The 14717-nt window shown below is 75.0% G+C and carries 8 protein-coding genes and 1 pseudogene; 5 read left to right on the top strand and 4 right to left on the bottom strand.

The window, feature by feature from the left end; all coding sequences use genetic code 11:
* Window positions 1-2191, top strand: a 2191-nt coding sequence (locus ABT297_RS40765) for a non-ribosomal peptide synthetase (protein ID WP_350558756.1), incomplete at its 5' end; no start/stop codon positions are given.
* A 408-nt stretch (window positions 2192-2599) separates the two neighbouring features.
* Here ABT297_RS40765 and ABT297_RS40770 read toward each other — a convergent pair.
* From ABT297_RS40770 to ABT297_RS40785, 4 genes and pseudogenes are all read right to left on the bottom strand, one after another.
* A pseudogene (locus tag ABT297_RS40770) lies at window positions 2600-2803 on the bottom strand (MbtH family protein); the annotation flags it as partial.
* Window positions 2804-2842: 39 nt separating this feature from the next.
* Window positions 2843-3226, bottom strand: coding sequence for a VOC family protein (locus tag ABT297_RS40775; protein WP_350558759.1), 384 nt, complete (start codon window positions 3224-3226; stop codon window positions 2843-2845).
* A 4-nt stretch (window positions 3227-3230) separates the two neighbouring features.
* Complete coding sequence (locus ABT297_RS40780; RefSeq protein ID WP_350558762.1) at window positions 3231-7799, bottom strand: non-ribosomal peptide synthetase; 4569 nt, start codon at window positions 7797-7799, stop codon at window positions 3231-3233.
* 101 nt (window positions 7800-7900) lie between these two features.
* A complete protein-coding gene (locus ABT297_RS40785) occupies window positions 7901-8596 on the bottom strand; it encodes an LmbU family transcriptional regulator (RefSeq protein WP_350558765.1) in 696 nt (231 codons plus the stop codon).
* A gap of 347 nt (window positions 8597-8943) precedes the next feature.
* Here ABT297_RS40785 and ABT297_RS40790 point away from each other — a divergent pair, with 347 nt between their 5' ends.
* The 4 genes from ABT297_RS40790 to ABT297_RS40805 all read left to right on the top strand — a co-directional run.
* Window positions 8944-9987: a glycosyltransferase family 2 protein gene (locus tag ABT297_RS40790; protein WP_350558768.1), complete on the top strand. Its 1044-nt coding sequence runs from the start codon at window positions 8944-8946 to the stop codon at window positions 9985-9987.
* Between the two features lie 38 nt (window positions 9988-10025).
* Window positions 10026-11468: a cytochrome P450 gene (locus ABT297_RS40795; protein WP_350558771.1), complete on the top strand. Its 1443-nt coding sequence runs from the start codon at window positions 10026-10028 to the stop codon at window positions 11466-11468.
* Window positions 11465-13336 (top strand): ABC transporter ATP-binding protein, encoded by a 1872-nt coding sequence (locus ABT297_RS40800; protein ID WP_350558774.1) that lies wholly within the window; start codon window positions 11465-11467, stop codon window positions 13334-13336. The genes ABT297_RS40795 and ABT297_RS40800 overlap by 4 nt, the downstream gene beginning before the upstream one ends.
* The coding region (locus ABT297_RS40805; protein WP_350558777.1) for an ATP-binding cassette domain-containing protein at window positions 13333-14717 on the top strand (1385 nt) is incomplete at its 3' end. The genes ABT297_RS40800 and ABT297_RS40805, both read left to right, overlap by 4 nt.

The raw sequence follows: 14717 nt of genomic DNA on the forward strand, positions 1-14717 counted from the left end.
GGGGTGGCGGCGCCGCGGGGCGCGCCCGCCCCGACGCCCGCCGCCCGGTTCGGGGCGTGGGGGGCGCGGGCCCGGCCGGCCCCGCCGCCCCCCCACGCCGCTGTTCCAGGTGATGCTGGGCGACCAGCCCGCCGACGCGGCGGTCGAGCTCGACGGGGTGACAGCCCGGACGGTACCGCTGGCCACCGGCACGGCGAAGTTCGATCTCAGCGTGCTCACCGAGACGCTGCCGGGCGGCGCGGTCCGGCTGGGCATCGAGTACGACGCGGAACTGTTCGACGCGGCCACCGTCCAGCGCCTCGCCGACCGCACCGCGCGGCTGGCCGCCGCGGTCGTCGCCGCGCCCGACCGGCCGCTGCCGTTCGTGCCGCTCGCCGACGCCGCCGACCTCGCGGTCGTGGACGGCTGGGGCGACGGCGGACCGGTCCCCGACCTCGGCACCGTGTGGCTGCACGAGGCCGTGCTCGCCGCCGCGTCGCACGTCCCCGACCGGGTGGCGGTCGCCGCGGCGGGGGTGTCACTGACGTACCGCGCACTGCGCCGCCGGGTCGAGCTGCTCGCCGCCGGACTGCAGGCGCGCGGGATCGGCGCCGAGGACCGGGTCGCGATCTGCCACGCGCGCACCGTGGACCTGCCGGTGGCGATGCTCGGCGTGCTCGCCGCCGGCGCCGCGTACCTGCCGGTGCGGGACAACGACCCGCCAGAGCGGCGGGCCGGCATGCTCCAGGACGCCGAGGCGCGGCTGGTGCTCGCCGACGCGGAGACCGCGAGCTGGCTCGACGGATACGGCGTGCCGGTGGTGAGCGTCGACGAGCTCGTCGCCGCGGCCGAGCGCGACGGCGCCGCGGTGGACCCGGCCCGGCTGGTCGACCCCCGCCAGCTCGCCTACGTGCTGTACACCTCGGGCTCGACCGGGCGTCCGAAGGGCGTCGGCGTGACCCATGAGGGCGCGCTGATGCGGATCGGCTGGGGCGTCGCCGCGTTCTGCCGGCACGAGCTGGCCGGGCTGGTCGCCGCCACCTCGCTCGTGTTCGACCTGTCGCTGTTCGAGCTGTTCACGCCGTTGGCCGCGGGCGGCACGGTGGTGCTGGCCGAGTCGGTGCTCGACCTGCCGACCCTGCCGGACCGGGACCGGGTCACGATGGTCACGACCGTGCCGTCGGGCATGGCGGCGCTGCTGGACATCGACGGCTGGCCCGCGACCGTGCACACCGTCGGGCTGGGCGGGGAGGCGCTGCCGCAGCAGCTGGCCCGGCGCGTGTGGGAGCGCGGGCCGCGGCGGGTGGTGAACCTCTACGGCACCACCGAGGACAGCTTCTGCTCCACGTGGGTCGAGCTGCACCCCGACGGCGGCCCGATCACCGCCGGGCGGCCCCTGCCCGGCTCACGCGTCGCCGTGGTGAACGCCGCGCTGTTGCCCGTGCCGCCCGGCGTGCCCGGCGAGATCGTGTCGGCGGGCGCGGGCGTGTCCCGCGGGTACCTCGGCCGCCCCGGGCTGACCGCGGGCGTCTACGTGCCGGATCCGGCTGGCCCGCCCGGGCATCGGCAGTACCGCACCGGCGACCGAGGCCGGTGGACCGAGGCCGGGCTGGAGGTGGCCGGCCGCCTCGACCACCAGGTGAAGATCCGCGGGCACCGGATCGAGCTGGGCGAGGTCGAGGCGGCGATCGCCGCGGTGCCCGGCGTCGCCGAGACGGTCGCGCTCGTCGACGGCGCCCCCGGCGGGGCCGCCCGCCGGCTCGTGGCGTTCGTGCGGCCGGGCGGCGAGCACGGCGCGCTCGACGCCGCCGCGGTGCGCGCGGCCCTGCGCCGGCGGCTGCCCGACTACATGGTGCCGGCCGCGTTCGTGTTCCTCGACGCCATGCCGCGCACCCCGTCGGGCAAGCTCGACCGGGCGGCCCTGGCAGCACTGCCGGTCACCGCGGCCGAGGGCGCGGCGGCGACCGGCGAAGCGCCGCGGGGCGCGACGGAGACGGCGGTCGCGCTGGTGTGGCAGGACATGATCGGCCTGACGCGGGTGACGCGCGACGACCGGTTCTTCGAGCTCGGCGGCGACTCCCTGCTCGCCGCCCGGATGACGACCCGGGTCAACGACCGGTTCGGGGTGGCGGTACCGCTGCGGCAGATCTTCGACGACGACCGGCTCGCCGCGTTCGCCCGGCGGATCGACGAGGGGCTGCGGGCCGGCTGAGCCGCGACGCGACAAGGGGCCCGCCCACGCGGGCGGGCCACTTGTCGCCTTCGCTCAGCGGCGTCGCAGCGAGGCGCGGCCGGTCAGCGTGGCGACGTCGACGGTGGCCAGGCAGCGCACGTCGACGAAGTCCAGCGTCAGCTCGCCCTCGAGGGTAAGGCTGCCAGTGCCCGCGTCGAGGTCGGCGTCGGTGCCGCCGGTGAGGCTCACGCCGAGTTCGGTACCGCCGTCGGTCTGCGGAAACCGCAGGTGCACGTAGCCGGCGTCAAGCGCCTGCCGCAGCCGCTGCGGCGAGGCGGCCGGCCGCAGCACGAGCTCGACCGGGTGGTCGCCGGCGCAGAGCCGGGTGACCAGGTCGGGCCCGTCGTCGCCGGCAACGCTGAGTGCGGGGGCCGGCGCCACGGCGGACGCCTCGGCGAGGGCGCGGCGCAGGCTCAGCGGCCGCATGTCGTTCCAAACCTGGTCGATGTGGGCCAGACAGTCCTCGCGGGCACCGGTGAAGCCGGTGTGGTACCAGCCCTGCGGCGGCTCCCGCCGGGCGGGCCAGACCGAGTACTGCTCCTCGTCGTTGCGCACCACCTGGTACGCGTCGTGGTCGATGGCACTGGTCAAGAACGGTTCTCCCTCCTTGGGCCACACGCGGCGGGCAGGTCAGTCCCGCACGCAGAACTCGTTGCCCTCCGGGTCCGCGAGCACGGTCCAGCCGTCGTGCTCGCTGAGCACGGAGGCGCCGAGGCCGGCGAGCCGGGCAACCTCGCCCGGCCGGTCCTCGGCGCGCAGGTCGAGGTGGATGCGGTTCTTGGCGGCCTTCGGCTCCGGCTGGAGCACGAAGAAGAACCGCGGCCGCACGCCCGGTGCGGCCTCGACGAGGACCGACGGGTCGTCCTCGGGGTCGAAGATGCCGTTGCCCGCCAGGCGGGCGAGCTCCTCCTCGTCGTACGGCGCGACGGCGTATCCGTCGAGAGCCGCCGCCCAGAACCGGGCCAGCGACGCGGGGTGGCGGCTCTCGACGACGACATCGTGAATGGTGGCCATCGCGTCAGCCTGCCACAGCCGGCCCGTCGCGCCGCGGGCCAACCGCGGCGAGGGCCAGCGCGGGATCGGCGGCGACGGCGGCGAGCACGGCAAGGTACTCCTCGACGAGCCGGCGTGCCACCTGCGCGGGGTAGACGCCCGTGGCGTGGGTGACGGTGCCGTGCAGCCCGTCGGGCCGCCGCTCCATCGCCACCGCCAGCTCCGCGTCGGCGCGCCCGGTGTCGACGTCGACCGCGCCGATGGCCACACCGGGCGCGGGCCGCAGCCCGGCGGCGTCGGTGAGCAGGTCGAAGGTCACGGGTGGCGGCACCGCGCCGGGCACGGCGGACGACGGCACCTGCTGGTCGGCGTAGGCGTCGACGACGGCGGCGTTGACCCGGCGCAGCACCTCGCCGAACGTGGGGTTCCCGGCCAGGTCGACGCGCAGCGGCAGCGTGTTGACGAAGTGGCCGACGAGCGACCCGGTGCCTGGGTGGACCCGGTTGGCCAGCGGTACGCCGGTCACCAGGTCGGTGCCGCCGGTGATGCGGTGCAGCGTCACGGCGAACGCGGCGAACAGCAGCACGAACGGGGTGACGCCGGCCTCGTCCTGCAGCGCCCGCAGCCGGACGTCGAGCGCGCCCGGGACGGTGAACCGCTGCGCCGCGCCCGCGCCGCCGGGCTGCGCCGTCTCGGCGCCACCGGTCCGGCCCGGCAGCCGCACGGGGCCGGGCGCGCCGGCGAACCGGTGCCGCCAGCGCTCCACCGCCCGCGCCGCGTCCGGGCCGGCCAGCCAGTCGCGCTGCCGGCCGGCGTGGTCGCGGTACCGCACGGTCAGCGGCGGCAGGGGCCCGCCGGCGTCGGCGGCGTCGCCCAGCACGAGCAGCTCCCGGGCGAGCACGGCGCGCGAGGCGCCGTCCCAGGCGAGCGGGTGGGCGGTCACGACGAGTACGTAATCGTAGTCGGACAGCCGCAGCAGGACGGCCCGCAGCATCGGCCCGCGGCCGAGGTCGAACGGTCGTGTCACCTCGGCCCGCACGGTCGCGGCGATCGCCGCCTCGCCGCCGTCCTCGGCGTCGACGACCTCGGCGAGCGGCGCCAGGTCGGCGTGGACGACCTGGTAGGGCTCGACGGCGGACGCGTCGACGGTCGTGCGCAGCGGCTCGTGGCGGCGCACGACGGCGCGCACCGCGTCGAGGACCGTCGCCGGGTCGACGATGCCGGTCAGCCGGGCGGCGAGGGGCTTGTTGTACCAGCCGGTGCGCTCGGCCTGCGCCCACAGCCGCAGCTGCTGCGGGGTGAGCGGGAAGCGGTCGGCCTCCTCGTCGCGCTCGTCGGGGTGCCGTTCGGAACGCGGCAGCCGGCCGTCGAGGTGTGCGGCGAGCGCGGCCACCGACGGCGTCTGGAACAGGGTACGCAGCGGCACGTCCACACCGAGCACCTCGGCGATGCGCGACTGCAGGGCCGCCAGGTGCAGCGAGTTGCCGCCGAGCTGGAAGAAGTTCTCGCGCACGTCGACATCGGCGACGCCGAGGACCGGCCCGAAGACCTCCTCGGCCAGCCGCCGCTCGACGGCGGTGCGCGCGGTGACGGCCGGGCGTTCCTCGGCCGCCCGCGCCGGGGCCAGGGTCGCCGGGTCGGGCAGGGCGGCCCGGTCCACCTTGCCGCTGGGCAGCAGCGGCAGCGCGTCGATCGGCACGATCACCTGCGGCACCAGGTATCCGGGCAGGCGTTGCCCGAGCCATTCACGGATCTCGCCGGAGGTGAACCGGGCCTCACCCGCGGGCTGGACGTAGGCGACGAGGTGCTTGGAATCGGTGGTGTCGCCGCGCACGGCGACGACGGCCTGCCCGACGAGCGGGTGCGTGCCGAGCGTGGCCTCGATCTCGCCGATCTCGATGCGGTAGCCGCGGATCTTGACCTGCCGGTCGACCCGGCCGAGGAACGACAGGACGCCGTCGGCGCGGTAGGCGGCGAGGTCGCCGGTGCGGTACAGCCGGCCACCGGGGCGGCGGGCGAACGGGTCGGGGACGAACCGGTCGGCGGTCAGACCCGGCCGGTACAGGTAGCCGCGGGCGAGCCCGGTGCCGCCGATGTACAGCTCGCCGCCGACGCCGACGGGCACCGGGTTGAGCCGCTCGTCGAGCACGTACGCCTGGTGGTTGGGCATAGGCGTGCCGATGGGCGGCATCCGGTCGTAGGGCCGGTCCAGCTCCATCAGGGTCATCATGACGGTCGCCTCGGTCGGGCCGTAGCCGTTGATGAGCCGCCGCCAGGGCCGCTGCCAGCGGGTCGCGAGCGGACCGCCGAACGCCTCGCAGCCGATGAACTGGATGCGCAGCGAGGGCGTCGCATCGGCGTCGAGCAGCTCGAGCACCGCCGGCGGGATGTCGAACACCGTCACCTGCTCGCGCTGGATGAGCTCGGTGAGCGCGCGCGGGCTGAGCACGGTCTCGCTGTCGGGGATGACCAGCCGGGTGCCGGCGCAGAGGGCGGTGAAGATCTCCAGCACCGACACGTCGAAGCAGACGGTCGCGTACTGCAGCACCGCGTCGCCGGGGTCGACGCCGATGTCGTTCAGGGTGGAGCGGATCATGTTCGCCACCGCGCGGTGCGAGATCATCACGCCCTTCGGGCGCCCCGTCGAGCCCGAGGTGTAGATGACGTAGGCGAGGGCGTCCAGCGGGACGTCGGGCAGCGCGGCCGGGCCGGTCGCCGGCGGCAACGCGTCGACGGCGAGCACCGGTGCGGGCTGCGCCGGCAGGGCGTCGCGCAGCGCGGCGGTGGTGAGCACGGCCGTCACGGCGGCGTCGGCGAGCATGCCGGCGACCCGCTCGGCGGGGTGGGTGGGGTCCAGCGGCACGTAGGCGGCGCCGGACTTGAGGATGCCGAGGATGCCCACCGGTAGCGCGACCGAGCGGTCCACGAACAGCGCGACGAGCGCGTCCGGGCCGGCGCCGGCCGTGCGCAGCGCGCGGGCGACCAGGTCGGCGCGCCGGTCCAGCTCGCGGTAGGTGAGCTGCCCGTCGGGGGCGCTCACCGCGATCGCGTCGGGCCGCCGGGCCGCCGCCCGCTCGACGATCCGGTGCAGGCCCTCCAGCTCATGCGTGACGTCGGTGGCGTTCCACTCGCCGGTGACCAGGGCGGTCTCGACGGCGTCGAGCAGGGGCAGGTCCGACACCGCGCGGTCGGGGTCCTCGGCCACGGCGGCCAGCAGCGTGGTGAAGTGCCGGGTCATCCGCTCGCAGGTCGACGGCTCGAACAGGTCGCTGTCGAACTGCAGCCGCCCGACCAGTTCGCCGTCGAACTCGCGCAGATCGATGGTGAGGTCGACCTTGGCGACGCCGTTGTCGAGCTCGACCGGGCTGAGCGTGAACGAGCCGAACCGCAGGTCGGTGGGGGGGCTGTTCTGCAGCACGAACATGACCTGGAACAGCGGGTTGCGGCTGGTGTCACGGTCGGGCCGCAGCTCCTCGACGAGCCGCTCGAACGGCAGCTCCTGGTTGGCGTAAGCGGCCAGCGCGACCTGCCGGGCGCGCGCGAGGGCCTGGCGGAAGGTGGGGTGGCCGGACAGGTCGGTGCGCAGCACGAGCGTGTTGATGAAGCACCCGATGAGCGCCTCGGTCTCCGGCGTGGTCCTACCGGCCACCGGGGTGCCCACGACGATGTCGGTCTGGCCGCTGTACCGCGCCAGCAGCACGTCGACCGCGGTGAGCAGGACCATGAACAGCGTGGCGTCGCCGGCCTGGGCAACCGCGCGCAGCCCGCGGGTGGTCGCGGCCGGGATCCGGACCGGGCAGGTGGTGCCGGCGAAGCGCTGCACGGCCGGGCGCGGGTGGTCGGTCGGGAGTTCCACCGCGCGCGGTGCGTCGCCGAGCCGGTCCCGCCAGTGTTCGAGCAGCCGCGCCAGCGGTTCGCCGCCGAGCCGCGCGCGCTGCCAGGCGGCGTAGTCGCGGTACTGGATGGGCAGCGGCGGCAGCTGCGGGTCCCGGCCGTCGGCCAGCGCCTGATACCCGGCGGCGATCTCACGGACGAGCACGTCGTCGGACCAGCCGTCGGAGATGATGTGGTGCATCAGGTGCAGCAGCAGGTGCTCGTCCTCGGCCACGCGCAGCAACCAGGTGCGAAACAGCGGGCCGCGGGCGAGGTCGAAGGTGTCGGCGCGGTGCTCGGCGGCGAACCGTTCGGCGGCCGCCCGCGGGTCCGGCTCGGCGCGCAGGTCGACCACATCCACCGCGACCGGCACGTCGACGAGTACCACCTGGCGCGGCTCGCCGCCGACGGTGGTGAAGCTGGTCCGCATGACCTCGTGCCGGCGCACGACCGCCGCCAGGCTGCGGCGGAACAGCTCGGGGTCGAGGGGTCCACGCAGGCGGGCGGCGAGCGGGATGGTGTTGTACGCGTTACCGTCGCCGAGGAAGCGGTCGAGCAGCCAGAGCCGCTCCTGGGAGTACGACAGGACGGCCGGTCCGTCGCCGGGCAGGCGGGGTATGCCCTCGGGCGCCGCCCGACCGGCGGTCCACCGCCGCAGCAGTGCCGCCCGCGCCGGGCTCAGCGCCGCCCGCCGCCCTGCGATGTCCGCCGTTCCGGTCATCGTTCACCTCCGTGGCTCGACTGTGGCTGGGCTCGGGCTGGGACTGAGCTGTACGCCGGCTCGGCGGCGCGGGTCGTGTCCCGCCGGCGGGACACCCCGGACTACGCCGCGGAGCTGCGGTGCGGAGCGGCCGACTCGGCCTTGAGCGTCTGCGCGGCGGCGCGGTCGAGCACCGCGACGATCCACTCCTCGAAGTCGGTGGAGCTGCGGTCGGCCGCCGCCTGCCAGCGCTCGAAGCGGTCGTTCGGCACGCTGACCCGCGGCAGCAGGGCGGCGCTCGCCGCGGCGGCCGGCGCGAGGTCGCGCCGGCTGGCCCGGACGTGCCGGCGCAGCTGGTTGCGCGACCAGCCGTGCCGCTCGGCCTCGTCGAGCCAGTGGTCCTGCCCGTCCGGCGTGAGCGAAGCGACCTCGGCATGGTGCTGGAAGCTCAGCCCGTCCCGGCGCCGGCCGAGGTCGAAGCGGCGGGCGACCCAGGCGTAGTTGCGCAGCGTCTGGTAGTCCAGGCCGGCCATCTGGATCGCCTGCAGGTACCGGTCGGCGTACTTGTGCTTGCCGTACACGAGCCAGTCGCCCAAGCACCACGCCGTCGAGTCGACGATCCGCGACAGCTGCCGGCCGGCGCGCTCCCAGCCGTCGAACGACAGATCGCCGGGGATGCGCAGACCGACCGGCGTGATCATGATCGGTCGCGCCGCCGAGGGCGGTGCCGCGGCGAGGTCGCCGAGCGCGACGCAGCCGTTGCGCGGCGCACCGGACGGATAGAAATCGTGGATCTGCTTGCTCTCGGGACCTAACACAAAGAGCCCCCATTCAATTGTTGACCGCGAAACCATGTTGCTGCGGGCGACCGGCGCGGTCGGGGAACACATAAAAGCGCCAGGATAGCGCTCTCCGCCTTTGGGCCGCCATCGACGTGGATGCTATGAGGGCCCGCAAGTTCGCGTCAACTGAATCGTCTCGGTAAATGGACACGCGGCACTGGCGTGCCCGGGCCGCGGCTTCGCACGTCCGCACGCCGCGCGCAACCCCTGCGGGCCCGCGACGGCGTCCCGGCGGCAGGGTCTCGACAGGCGGCACGGCACTGACGAGCATCCTTGTGTGCGGCCAGGTCCGGCCGCCGGAGTTTTGCGGGCAGGGGTGACAGGTGACGACCGAGGACTCCACGGCGTCCGGTACGCCACTGGTGAGCGTTGTGGTGCCGTGCTACAACGGCGCCGAATACGTCCGGCACGCCGTGCGCAGCGCACTGGACCAAACGTATTCGAATATCGAGGTGCTCATCATCGACGACGGTTCCACCGACGACAGCAGAAGCATTCTGGAAACGACGTTCGGCGACCGGACAACAATTGTCACGACGCCCAACGGCGGACCGTCGGCTGCGCGAAACGTCGGCCTGAAGATGGCGAACGGCGAATACGTGCAGTTCCTCGACGCCGACAACGTACTGACGCCGGGCAAGATTGCCCGGTCGGTCGAGGCGTTCGCCGCCGAGCCGGACACCGACATCGTCTTCAGCGCCATTCACGAGCCGCGGGACTACGACTTCACCGACGCCACCGCCTTCGCCGAGCAGGAGCTCGCGCAGACCGTCGAGCGAATGCTGGAGCGCGCGTACGAGCTGGTGTTCCCCGGCACCGGGATGCTCGCGCTGGAGACCTCCCAGCCGCTGTTCCGGCGGGACACGCTGCTGCGGCACGGCGGGTGGGACGAGACGCTCACCGTCGTGGAGGACACCGAGCTGGTATGCCGCCTGGCGATGCACGGCGCCCAGATCCGGCATATCCCAATGGTCGGCGTGATCTATCGCAACCACCCCGGGGACCGGGTGACCAACCGGATGCGCTTCGACAACGAGGCGTACTTCCGCTCGGTGCTCAAAATGATCAAGGTGGCCCGCGAATGCGGGTGGATGAACGGAGCGGTCCAGACGTTCTCCATGCAGTATCTGGTATGGATCGCCGGGCTCGAATGCGTCCGGCAGGGCAAGCGCGACCACGCGCGGCGGTACCTGGCGGTGGCCCGCGAAATCAGCCCCACCCTGCCCGGGCCGCTGCCGTTCCGGGCAGCGGTGAAGGTGTTTGGCCCGCTCGGCGCCCTGAGCATCGCCGGTGTCCTCGTCAATCTCGCGTTGAAAATCGCGCCCCGTCGTACCCGGGCGGCCTTCGGCATCCCGGAGCCGGACTGACGCGACGGCGCAGGGAACATGAAAGGAGCGCCACGACCGTGACGTCCTCAGCCACTCGCCCCGACCGGCTGCCCGGGCCGTCGGGCCCGCCGCTCATCGGCCGCCAGATCGCGTTCCTGCGCGACCCGCTGGGCTTCCTGGAGCGGTCCCACCGCGACTACGGCGACCTCGTCGCGCTGCCGCTCAACGGCGGCCGGGTCGTCGCCGCGTTCGGCGCCGCCGAGGTCGCGGCCGTCTACGCCGGCCTGGGCGAGCACGTGGAGATCAGCGGCGGGGGCGGCATCAACCTGCAGTCCCGTGACGAGGTGCAGGGCCGCGGACCGCTGAACTCGACCGGGGCCGAGCACGCCCTGTACCGCAAGATCTGCCACCGCGCCCTCGGCCAGCACTCACTGGCCGCCTACAGCGCCGTGGCCGTCGAGGAGACCGACCGGTTGCTGCGGCACTGGCGCCCCGGGCAGGTGGTCGACCTGGTGCCCGAGATCACCGCGCTGACGCGGCGGATCTTCAAGGTGTACATGTTCGGCACCGACGTGTCCGCGACCGCGCCCGACGCCGACGCCGCCGTCGACCTCTACATCGACATCATGGAGTCGACCGGACGCTGGCTGGCCACGACGTTCGTGCCGGTGGAGATCCCGGGCCTGGCCCAGCGCCGCCGGCTGCGCACCGCGACCGCCGCGATCGACGAGCTGGTCGGCGGGATCGACGCGGGACTGACCGTGCCGCCGCGCCACTCGCTCGCCCGGGCGCTGCTGGACGAGCTGGAGCGCGTCGGGCTGCCCCGCGACCCGCGGCTCGTGCGCGAGTTCATGCTGCAGCTGCACTTCGCCGGTCTGACGTCGCTCGCCTCGGCGCTGATCTGGGCGCTGCTGCTCCTGGCGCTGCACCCGGCGGCGACGGACGTGGCCCTCGCCGAGCTGTCCCGCGCCACCGCCGGGCGCATCCCCCGCCCCGAGGACGTCAAGGCGCTGCCGTACCTCGAAGCCGTGCTCAACGAGACCATGCGGCTGTACCCGGCCGCCGCGTGGGAGTTCAAGCAGACCGTCCGCGCCACCGACGTGGGCGGGCACCGCCTGCCCGCGGGCACGACGCTCATGCTCGCGCCGTGGGTGACCCAGCGCAGCGAGCGGTCGTTCGCCGACCCGGTCACGTTCGACCCGGGCCGCTTCGTCGGCCGCGCCGGGTACCCGCCCGGCGCCTTCGAGCCGTGGGGCACCGGGGAGCGCTCGTGCATCGGCAAGATGCTGGCCCGCAACGCGTTCCGCTCGGTCGTCGGCGGCATCGTCCAGCGGTACCGCCTGGACCTGGTGCCCGGCCAGCGCATCGAGCCGCATCCGGGCCTGCTCGGCACCCGGATGCTACCCCGCCCGGGCGTCCGGGTGATCCTCGCCGACCAGGACGGCGACACCGGCCGCCGGATGCCGGTCCTGCACGGCTCGGTCGTCGGCGCCCAGCCCGGGCCGGCGGGGCGCTCGTGACGGGCGCCCGCGCGGTCCGGCACGTACGGCAGGTGGTCGCGGCGCGATGGCGGCTCGCGGCGCTGCTGCCGTCGGCGGGCTGGCCCGCGTGCCTCGCCGCGGCTGCCTGCAACGCCGTCCTCGGCGTGCTGCCGGTCGCCTTCGTCGTGGCCACCGGCTCGATCCTCGCCGGGCTGCCGGCGGCCGGCGGCCCGCAGCGCGACCGGGTGCTCGGCGCGCTCGTGGTGGCGGCCGCGGCGTTCACCGCCCAGCAGGTGCTCGTGCCGGTCCAGGCGGCGCTCGGCGAGCTCGTCGCGCGGCGCGTCGACGCGCGGGTGCGCGACGAGCTCATCTCGGCCGCACTGCGCCCGCCCGGCCTGGAGCGGCTGGAGGACCAGGCGTCGCTGGCGCTGCTGGACCGGGCACGCGGCGAGCTCGACCGGGCGTTCCAGAGCCCGGGCCGGGGCTGCGCGGGGCTGCTGCACCTCGTCGCCCGATACACGCAGCTCCTCGGCTTCGCCGCCGTACTCGGCGCCCTGTACTCCTGGCTCGCCGGCGCCGCCGTCGCCGCGGTGGTACTGCTGTTCCGCCACGGCCACCGCGGCGGGCTGCACCGCTACTCCGACGTCTTCCGGGCCAACGCCCAGATCCGGCGGGAGGGCGACTACCTGCGGCAGCTGTCGATCGGCCCGGCCGCGGCCAAGGAGATCCGCGTCTTCGGCCTGGCCGGCTGGCTCGCCCACCGCTACCGCGCGCACTACCTGTCCTGGCTTCTGCCGGTCTGGCAGGCCCGCCGGCGGATCATGCTGTGGCCGTACTTCTGGTATACGGGTGCGGGCCTGCTCGTGACCGCCGCGGTCCTGGCCGGCGTCGGCGCCTCGACCGCGACGGCGAGCGCGACGGCGCACGCGGCGGTCGCCATCCAGGCGGTGATGGGCGCCGTCCGGCTCGGCGAGTACTACCCGGAGGCGGACCTGCAGACCGAGTACGGCGGCGACGCCTACGGCGCGGTGCGGGAGTTCGCCGCCCGGACCGAGGCGCAGCGGGGCGGCCCGCCGGTCGCGCCCGCCGACCGGGCCGAGGTACCGCCGCCGCGGCGCGAGCTGCGCTTCGAGGGCGTCACCTTCCGCTATCCCGGCCGGCCCGAGCCGGTCTTCGACGGACTCGACCTGACCATCGCCGCAGGCCGCTGCACCGCCGTCGTCGGGCTCAACGGCGCCGGCAAGACGACCCTGGTGAAACTGCTGGCCCGGCTGTACGAGCCCGACAGCGGCGCGATCACCGCCGACGGTACCGACATCCGCCGCTACCCGGTCGAGCGCTGGCGGGCCTTGCTCGCCGTGGTCTTCCAGGACTTCCTGCGGCACGAGACCTCGGCCCGGGACAACATCGGCCTGGGCAGCGTCACGCACCTGGCCGACGAGGCCGGGATCCGCTCCGCGGCCGCGGCGGCGGGCATTCTCGACGCGCTGGAGGGGCTGCCGCAGGGCCTCGCCACCCCGCTCGCCGGGCACGTCGAGGGCGGCACCGACCTGTCCGGCGGCCAGTGGCAGCGCGTCGCGCTCGCCCGCGCACTGTTCCGCCTGCGGCACGACGGCGCGATCCTGGTCCTCGACGAGCCGACCGCCAGCCTCGATGTGCGCGCCGAGGCCAGGTTCTTCGCCGAGTTCGAGCGGCTGACCAGGGGACGGACCAGCGTGCTCATCGCACACCGCTTCTCGACCGTGCGCCACGCCGACCACATCGTCGTGCTCGACGGCGGCCGGATCACCGAGCAGGGCACCCACGACGAGCTGGTCACCCGCGGCGGCCGGTACGCCCGGCTGTTCCGCCTGCAGGCCGACCGCTTCGGCGAGGACCGCGCCGAGGGGCAGGTGGCGGCGACATGACGACGGCCACCGGACCGGCGGCGCGCGGCGCCTTCACCACCGCCGTCGGCGACCTGCTGCGCCGCTGCTGGCGACAGAGCCGCGCCAAGACGCTCACCGCCGCGGTGCTCATGGTCGCCGGCGGCGCGACGGTACCGCTCGCGGCCGCCGCCCTGCGGTGGCTGCTCGACGCTGCGGCCGCCGGCCAGCGCGGCACCGCCGCCGTGGCGGGCTGTGTGGTGGCGGCGCAGCTGCTGGCCGCGCTGACGCTGGGCCACTTCGCCCACGTCGCCTACTTCGAGCTGGCCGAGCTCAACCTCGTCGACTACGACGTCGAGCTGATCGGGCTGGCCAACGGCTCCGCCGGGCTCGGCGTGCACGAGGACCCGGACCAGGCCGACCGGCTCGCGGTGCTGGAGGAGGAGATCCAGAACGTCCGGCTCGCGCTGGAGGCGCTGCTCGCCGCCGGTGGGCTGCTCGTCGGCGTGGCCACCACCGCGACCCTGCTCGCCCTGGTCCATCCGGTGCTGTTGCTGCTGCCGCTCGTGGCCGTACCGCCGCTGCTGGCCGGCCGCCGCGCCGACCGGATCCTCGACCGCGCGCGGCTCGCCGCCGCCGGGCCGACCCGCCTGGCCCGCAACCTCTTCCAGCTCGCGACCCGGCCGGCGACCGCGAAGGAGCTGCGCGTGTACGGCCTGCAGGACGAGATCCGCCGCCGGCACGCGGCGCAGTGGCGCACGGCCGGCGCCGCGCTGTGGAGCGGGCACCTGCGCGGCGGCGCACTGCGGGCGCTCGGGCAGCTATCGCTCGCCGCCGGCTATGTCGGCGCGGTCGGGCTGGTGGTGCGCGAGGCGGCGGCCGGCCGGCAGAGCCTCGGCGACGTCGTGCTCATCATCGTGCTCGCGGCTCTGGTGAACGTCCAGGTGGCCCAGGCCGTGTCGCTCCTGCCGGCGCTGCAGCGGTTCGCGGCGGCCGACCGCCGGCTGCGCGAGCTGCGTGCCGCCGCCGGCGGTGGCCCCTCCCCCGCCGCGGGCGACCCTCCGCCGGACCGGCTGCGGGAGGGCATCGCCCTGCGAGGCGTGTCGTTCGCCTACCCCGGCACCGGCCGGCCCGCCCTGCGCGACGTGGACCTGGTGCTGCCGGCCGGCGCCACGGTCGCGATCGTCGGCGAGAACGGCGCCGGCAAGACGAGCCTCGTGAAGCTGCTCTGCGGGCTGTATCGTCCGTCGCGCGGTACCGTGACCGTGGACGGAACCGACCTCGCCGGCCTGAGCCTCGACGGCTGGCGGAGCCGGATCGCCACGGGGTTCCAGGACTTCGCGCGATACGAGTTCGTGGCCCGCGAGGCGGTCGGCGTCGGCGACCTGCCGCGCGCCGAGGACGACGACGCCGTCGCCGCGGC

The sequence above is a fragment of the Dactylosporangium sp. NPDC000555 genome, assembly GCF_040300025.1.
Taxonomy (GTDB): domain Bacteria; phylum Actinomycetota; class Actinomycetes; order Mycobacteriales; family Micromonosporaceae; genus Dactylosporangium.